Annotated in this window: 12 protein-coding genes; 5 read left to right on the forward strand and 7 right to left on the reverse strand. The window is 71.8% G+C overall.

What is annotated here, in order from left to right:
• Positions 1-2: 2 nt before the first annotated feature.
• Positions 3-1,190: a winged helix-turn-helix domain-containing protein gene (locus ACZ434_RS32150; protein WP_468462164.1), complete on the reverse strand. Its 1,188-nt coding sequence runs from the start codon at positions 1,188-1,190 to the stop codon at positions 3-5.
• Positions 1,191-1,237: 47 nt separating this feature from the next.
• Positions 1,238-1,807, reverse strand: coding sequence for a GNAT family N-acetyltransferase (locus ACZ434_RS32155; RefSeq protein ID WP_468462166.1), 570 nt, complete (start codon positions 1,805-1,807; stop codon positions 1,238-1,240).
• A gap of 281 nt (positions 1,808-2,088) precedes the next feature.
• Here ACZ434_RS32155 and secA point away from each other — a divergent pair, with 281 nt between their 5' ends.
• A complete protein-coding gene (gene secA / locus ACZ434_RS32160) occupies positions 2,089-4,935 on the forward strand; it encodes a preprotein translocase subunit SecA (RefSeq protein WP_468462168.1) in 2,847 nt (948 codons plus the stop codon).
• A 95-nt stretch (positions 4,936-5,030) separates the two neighbouring features.
• Here secA and ACZ434_RS32165 read toward each other — a convergent pair whose 3' ends face one another.
• Complete coding sequence (locus tag ACZ434_RS32165; RefSeq protein ID WP_468462170.1) at positions 5,031-5,660, reverse strand: Rv3235 family protein; 630 nt, start codon at positions 5,658-5,660, stop codon at positions 5,031-5,033.
• A 462-nt stretch (positions 5,661-6,122) separates the two neighbouring features.
• On the opposite strand from ACZ434_RS32165, the gene ACZ434_RS32170 reads away from it, so the two are divergent.
• The 4 genes from ACZ434_RS32170 to ACZ434_RS32185 all read left to right on the forward strand — a co-directional run bounded on the left by ACZ434_RS32170 (position 6,123) and on the right by ACZ434_RS32185 (position 14,666).
• A complete protein-coding gene (locus tag ACZ434_RS32170; RefSeq protein ID WP_468462172.1) occupies positions 6,123-6,617 on the forward strand; it encodes a DUF6912 family protein in 495 nt (164 codons plus the stop codon).
• A gap of 78 nt (positions 6,618-6,695) precedes the next feature.
• Complete coding sequence (locus tag ACZ434_RS32175; RefSeq protein WP_468462174.1) at positions 6,696-7,367, forward strand: HAD family hydrolase; 672 nt, start codon at positions 6,696-6,698, stop codon at positions 7,365-7,367.
• A 663-nt stretch (positions 7,368-8,030) separates the two neighbouring features.
• On the forward strand, positions 8,031-12,983 hold the full coding sequence (locus tag ACZ434_RS32180; RefSeq protein WP_468462176.1) for an NAD-glutamate dehydrogenase: 4,953 nt from the start codon (positions 8,031-8,033) through the stop codon (positions 12,981-12,983).
• A gap of 147 nt (positions 12,984-13,130) precedes the next feature.
• Positions 13,131-14,666, forward strand: coding sequence for a hypothetical protein (locus tag ACZ434_RS32185; protein ID WP_468462178.1), 1,536 nt, complete (start codon positions 13,131-13,133; stop codon positions 14,664-14,666).
• A gap of 159 nt (positions 14,667-14,825) precedes the next feature.
• On the opposite strand, the gene ACZ434_RS32190 is transcribed toward ACZ434_RS32185, so the two are convergent.
• The 4 genes from ACZ434_RS32190 to ACZ434_RS32205 form a co-directional block, all read right to left on the reverse strand.
• A complete protein-coding gene (locus ACZ434_RS32190; RefSeq protein ID WP_468462180.1) occupies positions 14,826-16,463 on the reverse strand; it encodes a glycosyltransferase family 2 protein in 1,638 nt (545 codons plus the stop codon).
• A complete protein-coding gene (locus ACZ434_RS32195) occupies positions 16,460-18,658 on the reverse strand; it encodes a CDP-glycerol glycerophosphotransferase family protein (RefSeq protein WP_468462182.1) in 2,199 nt (732 codons plus the stop codon). The genes ACZ434_RS32190 and ACZ434_RS32195 overlap by 4 nt, the downstream gene beginning before the upstream one ends.
• A 123-nt stretch (positions 18,659-18,781) precedes the next feature.
• The gene (locus ACZ434_RS32200) at positions 18,782-19,666 is read right to left on the reverse strand and encodes an ABC transporter ATP-binding protein (protein WP_468462184.1); all 885 of its coding nucleotides are present in this window, start codon (positions 19,664-19,666) and stop codon (positions 18,782-18,784) included.
• Positions 19,659-20,225 (reverse strand): ABC transporter permease (locus ACZ434_RS32205; RefSeq protein ID WP_468462186.1); only part of this gene is annotated, 567 nt, incomplete at its 5' end. The genes ACZ434_RS32205 and ACZ434_RS32200, both read right to left, overlap by 8 nt.

Raw genomic sequence — 20,225 nt, forward strand, 5'->3', positions numbered from 1 at the left:
GATCAGGCGAGTGCCCGGGCGAGCTCCACGGTGAGGGCCTCGCGCAGCCCGGGTGCGTCCACCCGCTCCACACGGACGTCGGTGCAGTCCACCCAGCCCGCCGCCTCCACCAGGGCCTGGGCCACCGCGGGGACCGCCTTGCGGCCGTCCAGCGTGACCTGCTTGGCGACCAGTGTGCGCCCCTCGCGGGCCGGATCGACCCGGCCGATCAGCCGGCCGCCCGCCAGGACGGGCATCGCGAAGTAGCCGTGCACCCGCTTGGGCTTGGGGACGTAGGCCTCCAGGCGGTGGGTGAAACCGAAGAGCCGCTCCGTGCGCGCCCGCTCCCACACCAGGGAGTCGAACGGCGACAGCAGTGTCGTACGGTGCCGGCCGCGCGGCGGCGTCGCCAGGGCGGCCGGGTCGGCCCAGGCCGGCTTGGACCAGCCCGCCACCGTCACCGGGACCAGGCCCGAGTCGGCGATCACCGCGTCGACCTGTTCGCCCTTGAGGCGGTGGTAGTCGGCGATGTCCGCGCGCGTGCCGACCCCGAGGGAGCGGCCGGCCAGCCCGACCAGGCGGCGCAGGCACTCCGCGTCGGCCGGCTCGTCGCGCAGCAGCTCCGGGGGGATCGCCCGCTCGGCGAGGTCGTAGACCCGCTTCCAGCCGCGGCGCTCGACGCACACCACCTCCCCGTACATCAGCGCGCGCTCGACGGCGACCTTGGTGGCCGACCAGTCCCACCACTCACTGGTGCGTTTGGCACCGCCCAGCTCCGTGGCGGTCAGCGGTCCTTCCACGCGGAGCTGCTTGATCACCTGGTCGTAGGAGCCGTCGGGCAGCTCGTGGTTCCAGTGCGGGCGGGAGCGGTAGGCGCGGCGGCGGAAGGCGAAGTGCGGCCACTCCTCGACGGGGAGCACGCACGCGGCGTGCGACCAGTACTCGAACGCGTGCGCCGGCTGCGAGCCCTGTTTCCAGTAGGCCTCCTCGACGGTCCGGCGCCCCACCGCGCCCAGCCGGGCGTAGGGGATGAGCTCGTGCGACCGGGCGAGGACGGAGATGGTGTCGAGCTGCACCGCGCCCAGGTGGCGGAGGACCCCCCGCACGCCGGAGCGGCGGTCGGGGGCGCCGAGGAAGCCCTGGGCGCGCAGGGCGATGCGGCGGGCCTCGTCGGCCGAGAGTTCCGTGGTCGGACGCGGAAGGGTCGTCATACGTCCGCACGATAGAGGGCGCCACTGACAACGGCGGGGGCCGGACGTCAGCCCCGCGCCGGCACATAGGGCGCCGTGGACGCGAGCCCCAGGTCGGACGGGAGCAGGGAGCCCACCCAGCAGTCGCGCAGCACTCCCTTGTTGTTGATCGAGGAACGCAGGACGCCCTCGACGGTGAAGCCGGCGCGCTCCGCCACCGCGCGGGAGGCGACGTTGCCGACCTCCGCGCGCCACTCCACCCGGTCGACCGACATCCGGGTGAAGGCCCAGCGGGAGGCGGCCACGGCGGCCTCGGTGACGTAGCCGTTGCCGCGGTACTCCTTCGCCCCCCAGAATCCGATCTCGCCCGTGCCGAGCGACCGCATGGTGATGCTGAGCATGCCCGTCAGTTCCCCGCTGGGCAGGAAGACGCCCCAGGTGAACATCGAACCGTTCGCCCAGCCGTCGGGTGCCATCGACTCGGTGAACCCCCGCGCGTGCTCGGGAAGGTACGGGGAGGGGATCGTGGTCCAGCGCTGGATGTCCGGGTCCTGGCAGATCGCGTACACGGCGTCGGTCTCCTGCGGGCCGACCGTGCGCAGCCGGAGACGGTCGGTGGTGAGCGTGACGGGTTCCATCGGCCGATTCTGCGCACGCGGCGGTGCGGCGCGCCATCGCTTTCGCCGTGCGTGAGGTGATGATCACCCTTCGCACAATTCGCCCGGCCGGTGCGGCACCATCGGGCGGCCCCGGACGTTGTCCTTTTTGAAGCGGCCGTGAAACGGATAGGAACCAGCCGACGGTCACCCCCACGGCAGGCCTCCCGGCGTGGCGGGGTCCTCGCATACGATGGCCGTTGCTCAGTCAGGGAAATGGAAACCGACCGTCCCAGGCCCGACCGGCAAGGAGACCAACCCCCGTGTCCGTCCTCTCGAAGATCATGCGTGCAGGCGAAGGCAAAATCCTGCGCAAGCTGCACCGCATCGCGGACCAGGTCAACTCCATCGAAGAGGACTTCGAAGGCCTCTCCGACGCCGAGCTGCGGGCCCTCACCGATGAGTACAAGCAGCGTTACGCCGACGGTGAGAGCCTGGACGACCTGCTGCCCGAGGCCTTCGCCACCGTCCGCGAGGCCGCCAAGCGCGTGCTGGGCCAGCGGCACTACGACGTCCAGATCATGGGCGGTGCCGCGCTCCACATGGGCTATGTGGCCGAGATGAAGACCGGTGAGGGCAAGACCCTCGTCGGCACCCTGCCCGCGTATCTGAACGCCCTGTCCGGCGACGGCGTCCACATCATCACGGTCAACGACTACCTGGCCGAGCGCGACTCCGAGATGATGGGCCGCGTCCACAAGTTCCTGGGTCTGACCGTCGGCTGCATCCTCGCCAACATGACGCCGGCCCAGCGCCGCGAGCAGTACGCGTGCGACATCACCTACGGCACGAACAACGAGTTCGGCTTCGACTACCTGCGCGACAACATGGCGTGGTCCAAGGACGAGCTCGTCCAGCGCGGCCACAACTTCGCCATCGTCGACGAGGTCGACTCGATCCTGATCGACGAGGCCCGTACGCCGCTGATCATCTCCGGCCCGGCCGACCAGGCCACCAAGTGGTACGGCGACTTCGCCAAGCTGGTCAAGCGCCTCAAGCGCGGTGAGCCCGGCAACCCGCTCAAGGGCATCGAGGAGACCGGCGACTACGAGGTCGACGAGAAGAAGCGCACGGTCGCGATCCACGAGTCCGGTGTGGCCAAGGTCGAGGACTGGCTGGGCATCGATAACCTGTACGAGTCGGTGAACACCCCGCTGGTGGGCTACCTGAACAACGCCATCAAGGCCAAGGAGCTCTTCAAGAAGGACAAGGACTACGTCATCATGGATGACGAAGTCATGATCGTGGACGAGCACACCGGCCGTATCCTCGCCGGCCGCCGTTACAACGAGGGCATGCACCAGGCCATCGAGGCCAAGGAAGCGGTGCCGATCAAGGACGAGAACCAGACGCTCGCCACGATCACGCTGCAGAACTTCTTCCGCCTCTACAAGCGCCACGACCACAACGGCAAGGAAGTCCCGGGCCTGTCCGGCATGACCGGTACGGCGATGACCGAGGCCGCCGAGTTCCACCAGATCTACAAGCTCGGCGTGGTGCCCATCCCGACCAACCGGCCGATGGTCCGCAAGGACCAGTCCGACCTCATCTACCGCACCGAGGTCGCCAAGTTCGAGGCGGTCGTCGACGACATCGAGGAGAAGCACCGCAAGGGCCAGCCGATCCTCGTCGGCACGACGTCGGTGGAGAAGTCCGAGTACCTCTCCCAGCAGCTCAGCAAGCGCGGCATCCAGCACGAGGTGCTGAACGCCAAGCACCACGAGCGCGAGGCGTCGATCGTCGCCCAGGCCGGCCGCAGGGGCAGCGTCACCGTGGCCACCAACATGGCCGGCCGTGGTACGGACATCAAGCTCGGCGGCAACCCCGAGGACCTCGCCGAGGCGGAGCTGCGCCAGCGCGGCCTCGACCCCGAGGAGCACATCGAGGAGTGGGCGCAGGCCCTGCCCGAGGCGATCGCGCGCGCCGAGGAGGCGGTCAAGGCCGAGAAGGACGAGGTCGAGAAGAGCGGCGGCCTGTACGTGCTCGGCACCGAGCGGCACGAGTCGCGGCGGATCGACAACCAGCTGCGCGGCCGTTCCGGCCGTCAGGGCGACCCCGGTGAGTCCCGCTTCTACCTCTCGCTCGGCGACGACCTGATGCGGCTGTTCAAGGCCCAGATGGTCGAGCGCGTGATGTCCATGGCGAACGTGCCGGACGACGTGCCGATCGAGAACAAGATGGTGACGCGTGCGATCGCGTCCGCCCAGTCGCAGGTGGAGACGCAGAACTTCGAGACGCGTAAGAACGTCCTGAAGTACGACGAGGTCATGAACCGCCAGCGCGAGGTCATCTACGGCGAGCGGCGCCGCGTGCTGGAGGGCGAGGATCTGCACGAGCAGATCCAGCACTTCATGGACGACACCATCGACGCCTACGTCCAGGCGGAGACCGCCGAGGGCTTCCCCGAGGACTGGGACCTGGACCGGCTGTGGGGCGCGTTCAAGCAGCTCTACCCGGTGAGCATCACCGTCGACGAGCTGGAGGAGGAGGCCGGCGACCGGGCCGGGCTGACGGCGGAGTTCATCTCCGAGTCCATCAAGGACGACGTCCGCGCCCAGTACGAGGCCCGGGAGGCGCAGCTGGGCTCCGAGATCATGCGTGAGCTGGAGCGCCGGGTCGTGCTGTCGGTCCTGGACCGCAAGTGGCGCGAGCACCTCTACGAGATGGACTACCTCCAGGAGGGCATCGGTCTGCGCGCGATGGCGCAGAAGGACCCGCTGGTCGAGTACCAGCGCGAGGGCTTCGACATGTTCACCGCGATGATGGACGGCATCAAGGAGGAGTCCGTCGGCTATCTGTTCAACCTGGAGGTCCAGGTGGAGCAGCAGGTCGAGGAGGTCCCGGTCGAGGACGCCAAGCCGGTGGCCGACCTGGAGAAGCAGGACGCGGTGCCCGCGCAGGCCGGGCCCCGCCCGGAGATCCGCGCCAAGGGCCTCGACGCCCCGCAGCGGCGGAAGATGCACTTCTCGGCGCCGACGGTGGACGGCGAGGGGGGCACCGTCGAGGGCGACTTCGCCACCGACGACGAGCCGGTGCGCTCGGAGGCCGACGGTCTCACGCGCGCGGAGCGCCGCAAGCAGGCGCGGGGCGGGCGTCGCCGCAAGAAGTGACGAGTGCCGGTGCCGCTCCGGGTGACGGAGCGGCGGTGAGCAGGCCGAGGGCCGGGTACCCCAGGGTGCCCGGCCCTCGGGCGTGGTGCGGGTGATCAGCGGGCGCCCGTGTGCCGCGGGCGGGGGCCGCCCAGTTCCACGGCGGTGCAGCGCCAGCGCAGGTCGCGGCCCTGTTCCAGGCGGAAGGCCATGGCGCGCAGTCTGTCCCCGGCGCCGATCCGGGCGAACGCCTCGATGGCGCCCTCGCGGGGTTCGAACCAGCCGATGTCGCGTACGACGGGGCGGGCGCCCCGGGTGCGCAGCGGTCCGCGCTCGGCGAGGCGGACGAGTTCGTCGTAGGCCTGGCCCGCGGTGTGCCGCAGCATCGCGTGCACGGGGCGCTGGCCGCTGAGGACGGCGAGGAGCAGTTCGGCGAAGCGGTCGGTGGGCAGGGGCGGAGGGACGGGCCGGCGGGGGCGGCGGTCGGCGAGGCGTGGATCGGTGACGCGCGGGTCGGTGAGGCGCGGGACGACGACCTGGGCGAGGCCGGCCGCCGGGGAGGTGCGGGTGCTCCGGCTCGTGCCGGCCGGGGAGGCGGGCCCCCGCCCGCGGGCCGCGCGGCCCGCCGGACGGTTGTCGGCCGGGCGGCGGGACAGTCCGGCAGCGCCCGGCCTGCGTCCGCCGGGGGAGGGGGCGAGGGCGGTCGCGACGGTGGGGGTGCGGGGTGGGGCGGTTCCGGTGGGCAACGGCGGGGTTCCCGCGGCGGAGGGGGCGCGTGTGGCGCTTGCCGCGGGCGGGTGCGGCGGCCCGGCGGTGGCGGAGGACGGGCCCTGCCGGTCTCCGGCGGGCGGAAGGGGGGTGATGGGGCGGCGGTGTCTGGTCATGACCTTGTTCATGGGACCCCGTTCGATGGGCCGCCCGGGCCGGCAGGGGGAGCCGGGGATACCGGGCAGTAACTTAGTGCTTGGGGACCTTGTACGGGGTGGGGAGGGCGATGGCAAGGAGGCGTGGAGCGGGTCGGAGCGGCGGGGAAGTTCACTTGTCCGGGTGATCGCGGGCTCGCCGGGCCCGTGCTTGAGCAGGGGTACCGGGTGACTTCCGGGACGGGAGTTGACGTCTTCGGGGGTATGGGCAGGAACTCGATCGGGGACACCGGGACGTATCCTGAAGGACCTTCCGGAGCCTCGATCACACGAAAGCGGCCGACCATGCGTGTCTACGTCCCCCTGACCCTCCCCGGGCTCGCCGAGGCGTACAGGACGGGGCAGCTGGGTGACGGGCCGTTCCCCGCCTGCGCGGTGACGCCCGCACTGCGCGAGTGGTACGCCTCCGACGACCTCGAGGAACTGGAGTACGCCGCGCTGAGCCGTGCCGCGCTGGCGTCCCTGCGGCTGCTGGCGGCGGACGACGGCGCGCCGCGGCGCCGGGTCGTGGTCGCGGTGGACGTGTCCGACGACGCGGCCCGGCCCGGTCCCGACCCGGCCGCGCCCGGTGAGGTGCGGGTCGCCGGGACCGTACGGCTGGCGAAGGCGGCCGCGGTGCATGTGGACGCGGCGGACGCGGAGGCGGATGTGGCGTCCGCGGCGCGGGCGCTGGCCGCGGCGGACGGCGGTGACGAGGAGGCGCAGCACGTCGTGGAGGGGGCGGACGACCACGAGCTGCTCTGGTACGCCACCCAGGAGATCCCCAACCTCGTGGGCTGACTCACTGGCTCGATGGCTCACTGACTCGCTGACCTGCGGGTCTGCCGAATGTCAGTGGTGGCGGGTACTTTTCTCGGCATGGGGATGCACACGGACGCGCACATCGTCTGGGACTGGAACGGCACGCTGTTCCACGACGTCGACGCGGTCATCGGGGCGACGAACGCGGCCTTCGCCGAGCTGGGCCTGGAGCCGCTCACGCTGGAGCGGTACCGGGAGCTGTACTGCGTGCCGGTGCCGAAGTTCTACGAGCGGCTCATGGGGCGGCTGCCGACGGAGGCGGAGTGGGAGCTGATGGACGGCACCTTCCACCGCCACTACACGGAGCACCGGGTGCGGTGCGGGCTCGCCGAGGGTGTGGTGGAGCTGCTCGCGGGGTGGACGGGGGCCGGCCGCAGCCAGTCGATCCTCAGCATGTACGGGCATGATGACCTGGTTCCGCTGGTGCGGGGCTTCGGGATCGAGCCGCACTTCATACGGGTCGACGGGCGGACCGGGCCGTCCGGGGGCAGCAAGGCGGAGCACATGGTGCGTCACCTCGGCGCGCTCACCGGGGTCGACCCGGCGCGCACGGTGGTGATCGGCGACGCGGCCGACGACGCGCTGGCCGCACGGCACGCGGGAGCACGCGCCGTGCTGTACACCGGCGGCTCCCACGGGCGCGCGAGCCTGGAGGCGGCGGGGGTGCCGGTGGTGGACACCCTGCGCGAGGCAGTGACGGAGGCGGAACGCCTGGCGGCGGCGGCCTGACGCGGGGAGGTCTCCGGGGGTGAGGTGCCCGCGCACCGGCATCCACCGCCCGCGGCCCGAACGCTGGCGACTCCAGACCCCCGTGCCTCGCCGGCATCCCGACTCGCACATGCGCGGCTTTCGGCAGCCCGTTGCTCCCCGGCGAACCCGGGTGGCCGGACGGCTGCCGGCATCCGGGGGCCGGAGGGCTTCTCGAACCCCCTGGCGGTTCGCCGACGTCCGGGATTCCGGCCCGGATCTTCCCGGAAAGGGCACTGTGCAGAACGTCAAAGTTTGGGGCCGTGTTTTGTACACATACGGCTCATGACGGGGGACCTGTAAGGAGCGATAGCCTTGGTGGCGTGATCAGCGCGATAGCTCGCGGGGGCCTCGACGTCCCTGCCGTGCGCCCGGCGAGCACGGACGACAACCGTGACCGGGTGGCAGTCGCTGGTCTTCGCGGGAGGCTCGGGACGCGGCGCACCCCAGCGGTGCGGGTGTCACCGAGAGCAGAGTCACACACGCCGAGCGCATCGAATTCGGCCGAGAAACCCCCGCTCCTCTCACCTCGCGGCATAGCGTCGGAACAGACCGGACACCCCGTGTCGTACCACCGCACCACGAGGTCGGAGACCGTACTTCCTTCTACGTCACGCAACGGCGCGCGACAGGAGCCAGAGGACCATGCAGACCAAGCTGGACGAAGCCAAGGCCGAGCTGCTCGACAGGGCCGCCCGGGTAGCTGAGAACAGCCCGGCCGGGGGGAAACTGCCGACTGGGACGACGGACAAGGGCATGCCCGACCGGGACACCGTGCTCGAGTTCCTCCAGCGCTACTACCTGCACACCGCCCCCGAGGACCTGACCGACCGCGACCCGGTCGACCTCTTCGGAGCCGCTGTCTCGCACTTCCGGCTCGCCGAGAGCCGCCCCCAGGGCACGGCCAACGTCCGGGTCCACACCCCGACCGTCGAGGAGAACGGCTGGACGTGCAGCCACTCCGTCGTCGAGGTGGTCACCGACGACATGCCCTTCCTCGTCGACTCCGTCACCAACGAGCTGACCCGTCAGGGCCGCGGCATCCACGTCGTCATCCACCCGCAGATCGTGGTCCGCCGTGATGTGACCGGCAAGCTGATCGAGGTGCTCACCACCCCGGCCGGCGGCGACCTCCCCCAGGACGCGCGCGACCTGCCGCACGACGCGCACGTCGAGTCGTGGATCCACGTGGAGATCGACCGCGAGACCGACCGCGGCGACCTCAAGCAGATCACCGCCGACCTGCTGCGCGTCCTGTCCGACGTCCGCGAGGCCGTCGAGGACTGGGGCAAGATGCGCCAGGCCGCGACCGCGCTGGCCGAGGCGCTGCCCGGCGAGCCCGTCCCCGCCGACGTGCCCGCGCCGCAGGTGGAGGAGGCCCGCGAGCTGCTGCGCTGGCTCGCCGACGACCACTTCACCTTCCTCGGCTACCGGGAGTACGAGCTGCGCGAGGACGACTCGCTGGCCGCCGTCCCCGGCACCGGCCTCGGCATCCTGCGCTCCGACCCGCACCACGCCGGCGAGGAGGGCCACCCGGTCAGCCCGTCCTTCGAGCGGCTGCCCGCCGACGCCCGCGCCAAGGCGCGCGAGCACAAGGTGCTGGTGCTGACCAAGGCCAACAGCCGGGCCACCGTGCACCGGCCGTCGTACCTGGACTACATCGGCGTCAAGAAGTTCGACGCGGACGGCAACGTCGTCGGTGAGCGGCGCTTCCTCGGGCTGTTCTCGTCCGCCGCCTACACCGAGTCGGTGCGCCGGGTGCCGGTGATCCGCCGCAAGGTCGAGGAGGTCCTGGAGCGGGCCGGTTTCTCGCCGCACAGCCACGACGGGCGCGACCTGCTCCAGATCCTGGAGACCTACCCGCGCGACGAGCTGTTCCAGACGCCGGCCGCCGAGCTCCAGTCCATCGTCACCTCGGTGCTCTACCTCCAGGAGCGCCGCCGGCTGCGGCTCTACCTGCGCCAGGACGAGTACGGGCGCTACTACTCGGCCCTCGTCTACCTGCCGCGCGACCGCTACACCACCGGTGTGCGCCTGCGGATCATCGACATCCTCAAGGAGGAGCTCGGCGGCATCAGCGTCGACTTCACCGCCTGGAACACCGAGTCGGTCCTCTCCCGGCTGCACTTCGTGGTCCGCGTCCCGCAGGGCACCGAACTGCCGCAGCTGTCCGACGCCGAGAAGGCCCGCATCGAGGCCCGGCTGGTCGAGGCCGCCCGCTCCTGGGCCGACGGTTTCGCCGAGGCGCTGAACGCCGAGTTCGGCGAGGAGCGCGCCGCCGAGCTGCTGCGCCGCTACTCCGGCGCGTTCACCGAGGGCTACAAGGCCGACCACTCCCCGCGCAACGCGGTCGCCGACCTGGCCCGCATCGAACTGCTCGACGAGCAGCGGGACTTCGAACTCAGCCTGTACGAGCCGGTCGGCGCCGCCCCCGAGGAGCGCCGCTTCAAGATCTACCGCAAGGGCGAGGCCGTCTCCCTGTCCGCGGTGCTGCCCGTGCTCCAGCGGCTCGGCGTCGAGGTCGTCGACGAGCGGCCGTACGAGCTGCGCTGCGCCGACCGGAGCGTGGCCTGGATCTACGACTTCGGCCTGCGCATGCCCAAGGCACCCGGCGGCGGCCTGGAGTACCTCGGCGACGACGCCCGTGAGCGGTTCCAGGACACCTTCGCGGCGACCTGGACCGGCAAGGCGGAGAACGACGGGTTCAACGCCCTGGTGCTGAGCGCCGGGCTGACCTGGCGGCAGGCCATGGTGCTGCGGGCGTACGCCAAGTACCTGCGGCAGGCGGGTTCCACCTTCAGCCAGGACTACATGGAGGACACCCTCCGCCACAACGTCCACACCACCCGGCTGCTCGTCTCCCTGTTCGAGGCGCGGATGTCGCCGGACCGGCAGCGCGCCGGGTACGAGCTGGTGGACGCCCTGCTGGAGGAGGTCGACGCCGCCCTCGACCACGTGGCCTCGCTGGACGAGGACCGCATCCTGCGGTCCTTCCTCACCGTCATCAAGGCGACGCTGCGCACCAACTTCTTCCAGGAGGCGAGCGGCGGCGTGCCGCACGACTACGTCTCCATGAAGTTCGACCCGACGGCCATCCCGGACCTGCCCGCGCCGCGCCCGGCGTTCGAGATCTGGGTGTACTCGCCGCGCGTCGAGGGCGTGCACCTGCGCTTCGGCAAGGTCGCGCGCGGCGGCCTGCGCTGGTCGGACCGCCGTGAGGACTTCCGTACGGAGATCCTCGGCCTGGTCAAGGCGCAGATGGTGAAGAACACGGTCATCGTGCCGGTCGGCGCCAAGGGCGGCTTCGTCGCCAAGCAGCTGCCCGACCCGAACGCCGACCGCGACGCGTGGATGGCGGAGGGCGTCGCCAGCTACCGCACGTTCATCTCGGCGCTGCTCGACATCACCGACAACATGGTGGCCGGCGAGGTCGTGCACCCGGCGGACGTCGTCCGGCACGACGAGGACGACACCTATCTCGTCGTCGCCGCCGACAAGGGCACCGCGAAGTTCTCGGACATCGCCAACGAGGTCGCCGAGTCCTACAACTTCTGGCTCGGGGACGCCTTCGCCTCCGGCGGCTCGGCCGGTTACGACCACAAGGGCATGGGCATCACCGCCCGCGGCGCCTGGGAGTCCGTCAAGCGGCACTTCCGGGAGCTGGGCACGGACACCCAGACCCAGGACTTCACGGTCGTCGGCATCGGCGACATGTCCGGTGACGTGTTCGGCAACGGCATGCTGCTCAGTGAGCACATCCGTCTGGTCGCGGCCTTCGACCACCGGCACATCTTCATCGACCCCAGCCCCGAGGCGGCCGTCTCCTACGCCGAGCGCCGCCGCCTGTTCGAGCTGCCGCGCAGCTCCTGGGCCGACTACGACACCGACCTGCTGTCGGCCGGCGGCGGGGTCTTCCCGCGCACCGCCAAGTCCGTCCCGGTCAACGCGCAGATCCGCGAGGCCCTCGGCATCGACCCGGGCGTCACCAAGATGACCCCGGCCGACCTGATGAAGGCGATCCTCACGGCGCCGGTGGACCTGCTGTGGAACGGCGGCATCGGCACGTACGTCAAGGCGTCCACGGAGTCCAACGCCGACGTCGGCGACAAGGGCAACGACCCCATCCGCGTCGACGGCAAGGACCTGCGGGCCGCCGTCGTCGGCGAGGGCGGCAACCTGGGCATGACCCAGCTCGGCCGGATCGAGTTCGCGCTGCACGGCGGCCGGCTCAACACCGACGCGATCGACAACAGCGCCGGTGTGGACACCTCCGACCACGAGGTGAACATCAAGATCCTGCTGAACGGTCTGGTCAAGGACGGCGACATGACCGTCAAGCAGCGCAACAAGCTGCTGGCCGAGATGACCGACGAGGTCGGGGCCATGGTGCTGCGCACCAACTACGCGCAGAACACCGCCATCGCCAACGCGCTGGCCCAGTCCAAGGACATGATGCACGCGCAGCAGCGCTTCCTGAAGTACCTGGTGCGCGAGGGGCATCTGGACCGGGCGCTGGAGTTCCTGCCCACCGACCGTCAGATCCGCGAGCGGCTCGCCGCCGGGCAGGGCCTGACCGGTCCGGAGACGGCCGTGCTGCTGGCGTACACGAAGATCACGGTCGCCGAGGAGCTGCTGCACACCTCGCTGCCGGACGACCCGTATCTGAAGGTGCTGCTGCACGCCTACTTCCCGAGCGCGCTGCGCGAGCGGTTCGTCGAGCACATCGACAGCCACCCGCTGCGCCGTGAGATCACCACCACGGTGCTGGTCAACGACACGGTCAACACGGGCGGTACGACGTATCTGCACCGGATGCGCGAGGAGACCGGCGCGTCGCTGGAGGAGATCGTCCGGGCGCAGACCGCGGCCCGCGCGATCTTCCGCTCCTCGGTGGTGTGGGACGGCGTCGAGGCGCTGGACAACAAGGTCGACGCGGAGATCCAGACCCGGATCCGGCTGCACTCGCGCCGGCTGGTGGAGCGCGGTACGCGCTGGCTGCTCAACAACCGGCCGCAGCCGCTGGAGCTGGCGGAGACGGTGGAGTTCTTCGCCGAGCGCGTCGAGCAGGTCTGGGCGCAGCTGCCGAAGCTGCTGCGCGGCGCGGACCTCGACTGGTACCAGAAGATCTACGACGAGCTGAGCGGCGCCGGTGTCCCGGACGAGCTCGCCACGCGGGTCGCCGGGTTCTCGTCCGCCTTCCCGACGCTCGACATCGTGTCGGTGGCCGACCGGGTGGGCAAGGAGCCGCTGGACGTCGCCGAGGTGTACTACGACCTCGGTGACCGGCTGCGCATCACCCAGCTGATGGACCGCATCATCGAGCTGCCGCGCGCCGACCGCTGGCAGTCCATGGCCCGCGCGGCGATCCGCGAGGACCTGTACGCGGCGCACGCGGCGGTGACCTCGGACGTGCTGGCGGTGGGCAACGGCTCGTCGACGCCGCAGCAGCGCTTCGAGGTGTGGGAGCGGAAGAACGCGGCGCTGCTGAGCCGGGCCCGTACCACGCTGGAGGAGATCCACGGCTCCGACGCGTTCGATCTCGCCAACCTGTCGGTGGCGATGCGGACGATGCGGACGCTGCTGCGGTCGCACTCGTAGGCGGCGCACGCGGGTCGCACGCCGTAGGGCGTCGGCGAGGGGTGTCACGGACCGTGAGGTCCGGGGCGCCCCTCGTTGTTGTGGTGCCTTAGGTGGGCATCAGGGGCGAATCGGTGGGTACGAGTCGTTATGGGCAATGGCTCCAGTGTGACTGTGCGATTTTCGTCGTCCGATGCGTCGGGGGAGAGGGCCGGTGCGTCCCGCGCCGTGTCCCGCCCGGCGGCCGTCGGCCGGAGCGCAGCGCCGGTCGTCGCCGGGCTCGTCCTCGTGCTGCTGGTCCTGGTCGCCGTGCGCCTGCCCTGGGTCGGCGACCTGGGCATGCACGCGGCGACCCTGCAACGGCTGCGACACGACCCACTGAACCCGGGCAACCCGCTGGTCGACGCGGACACCCCGAGCCCGTACTACTCGCCCTGGATGCTGCTGCTCGGCGGGCTCGCCCGGGTGACGGGCCTCGGCGTGTTCGTGGTGCTGCGGCTGGCCGCCGCGGCCGGGCTGGCGCTGCTGGTGACGGGCGTCTGGCGGTACGTACGGACGCTGAGCGCACACCGGGCGGCGCCCGCGCTCGCTTTCCTGAGCCTGCTGCTGCTGTGGGGGACGACCCCGTTCCCGTGGAGCGGCTTCCTGGGGCTGCACTCGCTCGCGCTGACGATGGCGTACCCCAGCACCTTCACCCTCGGGCTCGCCTTCCACTTCTGGGCCTGGCTGGCGCGGGCGTCGCGCGGGCCGGCCGGCTGGGGGGCGTGGCTCGGGCTGGGGGTGCTGTGGGCGGTGATCCTGCTGTGCCATCAGTTCTCGGGGGTCGTGGCCTCGGCCGGCGCGGTCGCCACGGTGGTCGCGGGGCGGGCCGTACGGGCGGTGTGGCCGCGGGTGGCCGTCGCGCTGCTCGCCGGGGTGGTGGTGCTGTGGGCCTGGCCGTACTACGACTTCTTCGCGCTGTTCGGCGCGGGCGGCGGGCTGGAGCCCGTGCACCGGGTGCTGTACGCGCATCCGGTCGCCCGGTACGGGCTGGTGTTGGTGGGGGTGGCCGCGCTGGCCGCGCGGTGGCGGCGGGACCGCAGGGATCCGCTGGTGGTCTTCTTCGCGGTCGGTGCGCTGATCGTCGGGGCGGGGTGGGTGAGCGGGCACTACTCGTGGGGGCGGGCCCTGCCGGCGGTGGTGATCCCGGCGCAGCTCGCGGCGGCGCTGGCGGTCTTCTCGGCGGGGCGGCGGTGGGTGCGGGCCGGCTGGGCGGCGCTGCTCGCCGGGGGGCTGCTGGTCGGGGCGTGGGCGCAGGCGGGGGTGCTGGGGTACGTGGTTCCGCGGGATGCGCTGCCGGGGGTGGTGGGGGAGGCGGTGGCGGAGCGGTACCGGGAGCCGTGGGCGGGATACCACTGGATCACGCCGTGGGTGGGGTACGGCGACGTGGTGATGGCGGAGGGGCGGGTGGCGCGGCAGGTTCCGGCGTACGGGGCGTATACGGTCGCGCCGGGTTATCCGGACTTCTTCCTGCCGGACGAGGGGCGGCGGGTGGCGGTGACGGAGGTGTACTTCGCGGAGGGGACGGCGGCGGGGGTGCGGCGGGGGATCGAGCGGGAGTTCGGGGTGCGGTGGGTGGTGGATCGGGCGGGGAGGCTGGATGACGGCGGGTTGCGGGTGGTGGCTCGGGGGCCGGAGGGGCAGGTGTTGTACGCGGTGCGGTGAGGGTGGGGTGGGGTGGGCCTTGTTCGGTTCGCCCCCGCCGCCCCTTCCCGTCCCGTCCCTGGGGCTGTGCCCCAGACCCCCCTTTCGGCCCTTCGGGCCTCGTCCTCAAACGCCGGACGGGCTGGTGGGGTCCGGACGGGCTGGTGGGGCCCGGACGGGCTAGTGGTGCAGGGCGTTTTTCAGGAGGCGGGCCAGGCGGCGGATGGTGGCTGTGACGCCGATGGGGTGCCAGTGGAGTTGGAGGCGGCCGGGGCCGTGGCCCTCGGGCTCGGTGGTGACGCGGTGCGGGGTCGCGCCGGAGTGGTAGGGGATGCGGGCGGTCAGGGGCGGGAAGTCGAGCGGGGCCAGCAGCAGGCCGCGGTTGCTCCGGCCGCCGAGGGTGAGGCGGATCTGCGGGTGACGTACTCCCGCGAATCCGCTCAGCGGGAGGCGTGCCGCCGCCGGGTCGAGCCGGACCCGCCCCTCGTAGACGCCGGGCCGGACCGGGGAGAGACGGAAGGGGACGGTGAGGCGGCGCCGCCCGGGGGAGATGACGAGGCTCGCGCGCTGGGGGCCGACCGGGAGGCGCAGCGCCGGGTCGTACGTCCGTACGGCCAGGTCGACGGATGCGCCGGGGCCGCCGCTGACCTCCGTGATCTCGTGCCGGAACTGGGCGCCGAAGAACGGGCGGGTGTCGAGCTCCAGGTCGGTGAGGTCCAGTTCGCGCCGGGCCTCGACGGTTTCGGGGACGCGGTCGCCCCAGTAGGTGCGCCCGTCCGTGTCGGTGGTCAGCCGCCGGGGCGCGACGGAGTGGCCCAGGCCCCGGGCGGCGAGCCGGGCCTCGGGCAGGCGCCGGTCGCGGATCAGCTGGAGCACCACCCGCTCGGAGCGGGGCAGGCGGGCGCAGGCGCCCGGGGACAGGGTCTCCAGGTACGGGTCGACCAGGTCCGCGAAGGAGGCCAGCCACTCCTCGTCCCGGTGGGGCAGGTCGCCCGCGTACATCCGGAAGTCGTGCTTGAGGAACTTGTGGTCCTTGTCCTCGCGCAGCGCCTCGTGTCCGCTCTCCACCAGGAAGGCGTCGATCAGCCGCTGCACATGGATCCGGTCGGCGACATTGGTGAGCAGGTGCCGCTGGTTGGAGATGGACGCCGCCCCGGAGTCCGCGTACGGGGCGATGTACCAGTGGTACACCGGCTCGGGGACGATGGTGAACCGTTTCGCCAGGCAGTACGCCTGAGCGGAGAACAGCTGGTCCTCGTAGTGGATGCCCTCGGGGAAGCGCAGGTCGTGCCGGTCGAGGAAGGCGCGGGCGTACATCTTGCTGGTCGACAGGTGTTCGAAGAACAGCCGCGGGTCGTCCTCGATCCCGTCCAGGGTGCGGTGTTCGGCCACCAGGTGCGGCATCCAGGTGGAGCGGCGACCGGTGTCCACCCGGATCCGCCGTACCGCGCCCATCGCGAAGTCGATCTCACGTGTGCGGTGCGCGGCGAGCAGTGAGGCGACCGCGCCCGGCGGGAGTTCGTCGTCGGAGTCGAGGAACATCAGATACGGCGCCCGCGCGATCTCCAGGGCGCGGTTGCGCGGCGCGCTGCACCCGCCGCTGTTCTCCGGCAGCCGCAGGTACCGGATGCGCGGGTCGGCGGCGGCCAGTTCGCGCGCGACGCGGGGCGTGTCGTCCGTGGAGTGGTCGTCGCTGATGACGATCTCCAGGTCGCGGTGGGTCTGGCGGCGTACGGACTGCACCGCGCGGGGGAGGCGCTCGGCGTCGTTGAACGCGATGACCGTCACGGTGACGTCGGGGGCGGGGTGGGTGCTCATGACGCGTTCGCCTCCTCGGGGGTGGGTGCCGGGGTGCGTTCTGCGACCGGCAGCACCGGCGGCAGCGACGCCTCGTCCTGGCCGAGGAAGACCCGGCGGACGACGCGTTCGGCGGCGCGGCCGTCGTCGTACTCGCAGAACCGGCGCCGGAAGGCGGCCCGTGCCTTCGCCGCGCTCTCGTCGCGCCAGGCGTCGGTGGTGAGGATCCCGGTGAGTTCGTCCTGGGTGCGGGCGACCGGGCCGGGTGCCTCGGCCATCAGGTCGAAGTAGACACCGCGCGTGGTGCGGTACGTCTCCCAGTCGTCCGCGTGGATGACGATCGGGCGGTCCAGGTTGGCGTAGTCGAACATGATCGACGAGTAGTCGGTGACGAGGGCGTCCGCGGCCAGGCACAGCTCCTCGACGGGGTCGTAGGACGAGACGTCGATGACGCGGCCGGAGCGGCGCAGGCCGGTCAGCGGGGGGACGCCGGCGTCGTAGAAGTAGTGGCCGCGCACCAGCAGCACGGTGTCCTCGCCGAGCCGTTCGGCGAGCGCGGCGAGGTCCAGGCGCGGGGTCCAGCCGGCCTCGTAGTCGCGGTGCGTGGGCGCGTACAGGACGGCCCGGCGGCCGGGCGGGATGCCGAGGCGCTCGCGGACCGCGCGGACGTCGGCGGCGCCGGCCGTGTAGTAGACGTCGTTGCGCGGATAGCCGTGGTCGAGCGAGACGAACCGGGCCGGGTAGGCCCTCTCCCACATGCGGGTGGTGTGGCTGTTGGCGGAGACGCTGTAGTCCCACTTGTCGACGCGTTCCAGCAGCGCGTCGAAGTCCAGGCCCTGCGCGGCGGCGGGGAAGGGCAGCTGGTCCAGGCCCATGCGTTTGAGGGGGGTGCCGTGGTGGGTCTGGACGTGGACCGCGTCGGGCCGTTTGACGACCGCGTTCGGGAAGTTGACGTTGTTGACGAGGTACTTCGCGGTGGCGAGCGTCTCCCAGTAGCGGCGGGTGCCGGGGACGACGTGGTCGGTGCCGGGCGGGAGCAGGGCCGCGTTGCGCTCGGTCACCACCCACACGGGGCGGACGTGCGGGGCGAGTTCGGCGAGCTTCGCGGCGATCGCGGCCGGGTTGCAGGCGACACCGCGGTTCCAGTAGGCGGCGAACACCGCGAGGTGAGGGTCGACGGGGCGGCGCAGGGCCGCGCGGTACTGGTGGTCGCGGACGCGCGCACCGGCCTGGCGCCGTCCCGCGCGCACGGTGGAGCGCACCGCGCGGCGGGCCCGGTTGGCGGTCTGGAAGGCGCGGTACCGGCTGTAGGCGCCCTCTTCGAGCAGGGAGCGGCGGATGCCTTCGAGGCCGGCGGGGCGCCGGTGCCCCTCGGGACGGCGGCGCAGGGCGGCGAGGGAGGCGCGGTGGAAGAACTCCTCCGCGACGTCGTCGGGCATGCCGCCGCGGGCGAAGGCGCGCAGACAGTCCCGGACCATGATCTCGTAGAGCACGGTGTAGACGGCGGGCCGTTCCCGGGCGAGGTCGAGGAGGCTCTCGTAGCGGTCGACGAGCGCGAAGTGCTGCTCGGCGGTGACCGGGGGGAGGCTCGCCGGACGCAGCCTGCGGTCCTCGTGGGCGATGTGCGGCAGACAGGCGACACGGCCGGCGAGCAGCAGGGCGGCGAGGGCGGCCCGCGGTTCGTCGTCGGTGGTGAGCTGTTCCCGGTGTGTCCGCCAGAAGCCGGCGCGCAGCACGCGTGTGCCGAGCAGCGGGGTCAGCCGCAGCAGGTAGCCGCCGGCGTCGAGGGTGAGTTCGGTGCGGCCCGCGCGGGTGAGCAGGGGGCCGTCCGCGGAGGGCAGGCCGGAGCTGCGCCAGGTGCTGCGCAGGTGGTCCACGAGCAGTACGTCGACGGTGTCGGGGAGTTCGGCGGCCCGTTCGGCGACCGTGCGCGGGCTGCCGGGCGGCAGCCCGTCCTTGGCGCGGACGAAGTGCAGCCAGCGGCCGGTGGCCCGTTCGGCCCCCGCCGCCCGGGCCGCCGCGTCGGACGTGCCGGCGGGCAGCGGCAGCACCTGGAGGTGGGCGGCGTACCGCTCCGCCGTCTCGCGGGCCCAGTCGCCGACGGCGGCGACGACGACCTCGGTGTCGGGCAGGGGGTGGGCGGTGAGTGAGTCGAGGAGGCCGGTCAGGTGGTCCTGGGTGTTCGGCCCGTGGACGATGACGCTGAGCTCGGGCATCACGGGGCTCCTTCGGCGGCTCGTCGCTCCGGACAGTCCTCTCCGGTCATATTGACACCAATACGACGAAGTGGGTGCGGGGACGCGCGGGGTGGGAGCGGCCTCACGATCGGGCCCCTCGCCTCACGAGGGAAGCGGGACCTTCGACCCCTCCGGCTGCGCGGCCGCGACGGTCTCGGGTGCCGCCGCCTTCGGCCTGGACTTGGGCTTCGGCTTGGGGGCCCGGTCCCCGGTGAACGCCTCGTACTCCTTGAGCACCTCGTCGGTCGGCCCGTCCATGCGCAGCTCACCGCGCTCCAGCCACAGCACGCGGTCGCAGGTGTCGCGGATCGACTTGTTGCTGTGGCTGACCAGGAACACCGTCCCGGCGTGCTTGCGCAGCTCCCGGATCCGGGCCTCGGAGCGCTTCTGGAAGGTGCGGTCGCCGGTGGCGAGCGCCTCGTCGACGAGGAGGACGTCGTGGTCCTTGGCGGCGGCGATGGAGAACCGCAGCCGGGCCGCCATGCCGGAGGAGTAGGTGCGCATCGGCAGGGTGATGAAGTCGCCCTTCTCGTTGATGCCGGAGAAGTCGACGATCTCCTGGTAGCGGGCCCTGATCTCGTCACGGGACATGCCCATGGCGAGCCCGCCGAGGTGGACGTTGCGCTCGCCGGTCAGGTCGCTCATCAGGGCCGCGTTGACGCCGAGGAGGGAGGGCTGGCCGTCGGTGTAGATCCGGCCGTTCTCCACCGGGAGCAGCCCGGCGACGGCCTTGAGCAGGGTCGACTTGCCGGAGCCGTTGGTGCCGATCAGGCCGATGGCCTCGCCCCGGTGGGCGACGAAGGACACGTTCCGCACGGCGTGCACCCGGCGCATGCCGGAGGCCTTCTCGGCCTGCTTGCGGCGCAGGATGCGGTTGAGGGCGGCGGTGGCGGAGCCGCGCCCGGCGCCGGTTCCGTTGACCCGGTAGACGATGTCGACGCCGTCGGCGATGACGGTGGGGACCTTCTCGGCGGTGCTGTCAGCCACGGCCGTACCTCTCCTCGGACTTCCAGAAGTAGACGAAGCCGAGCACGCCGGTCAGCAGCGCCCAGCCCAGTGCGAACGCCCACACGTGCGGGGGCAGGTACGAGGAGTCGTAGCCGTCGATCAGCGCGAAGCGGATCAGGTCCATGTAGACGGCGGCCGGATTCCACTGGAGCACGTCGCTGAGCCAGACGGGGACGTCCTTGTCGTGCAGCATCGCGGGGATGCTGAACATCACGCCCGAGGCGTACATCCACGTGCGCATCACGAACGGCATCAGCTGGGCCAGGTCCGGCGTCCTGCTGCCCATCCGCGCGAAGATCAGGGCCAGCCCGGTGTTGAACACGAACTGCAGCAGCAGCGCGGGCACGACCAGCAGCCAGGACAGGGCGGGAAGGCTCCCGCAGGCCACCATGACGGCGACGAGGACGATCATGGAGAACAGCAGCTGCTGGAGCTGCTGGAGGGCGAAGGAGATCGGCAGCGAGGCCCGCGGGAAGTGCAGCGCCCGCACCAGGCCCAGGTTGCCGGAGATCGCCCGCACCCCGGTCATCACCGAGCT

This window comes from Streptomyces sp. NPDC030893 (assembly GCF_055571535.1).

Excerpts from the sequence above, each read along its gene's own strand:
- ACZ434_RS32190 (WP_468462180.1), bottom strand. The coding sequence starts at position 16,463 with ATGAGCACCCACCCCGCCCCCGACGTCACCGTGACGGTCATCGCGTTC.
- ACZ434_RS32155 (WP_468462166.1), bottom strand. The coding sequence starts at position 1,807 with ATGGAACCCGTCACGCTCACCACCGACCGTCTCCGGCTGCGCACGGTC.
- ACZ434_RS32180 (WP_468462176.1), top strand. The coding sequence starts at position 8,031 with ATGCAGACCAAGCTGGACGAAGCCAAGGCCGAGCTGCTCGACAGGGCC.
- ACZ434_RS32170 (WP_468462172.1), top strand. The coding sequence starts at position 6,123 with ATGCGTGTCTACGTCCCCCTGACCCTCCCCGGGCTCGCCGAGGCGTAC.
- ACZ434_RS32195 (WP_468462182.1), bottom strand. The coding sequence starts at position 18,658 with ATGCCCGAGCTCAGCGTCATCGTCCACGGGCCGAACACCCAGGACCAC.
- ACZ434_RS32175 (WP_468462174.1), top strand. The coding sequence starts at position 6,696 with ATGGGGATGCACACGGACGCGCACATCGTCTGGGACTGGAACGGCACG.
- ACZ434_RS32150 (WP_468462164.1), bottom strand. The coding sequence starts at position 1,190 with ATGACGACCCTTCCGCGTCCGACCACGGAACTCTCGGCCGACGAGGCC.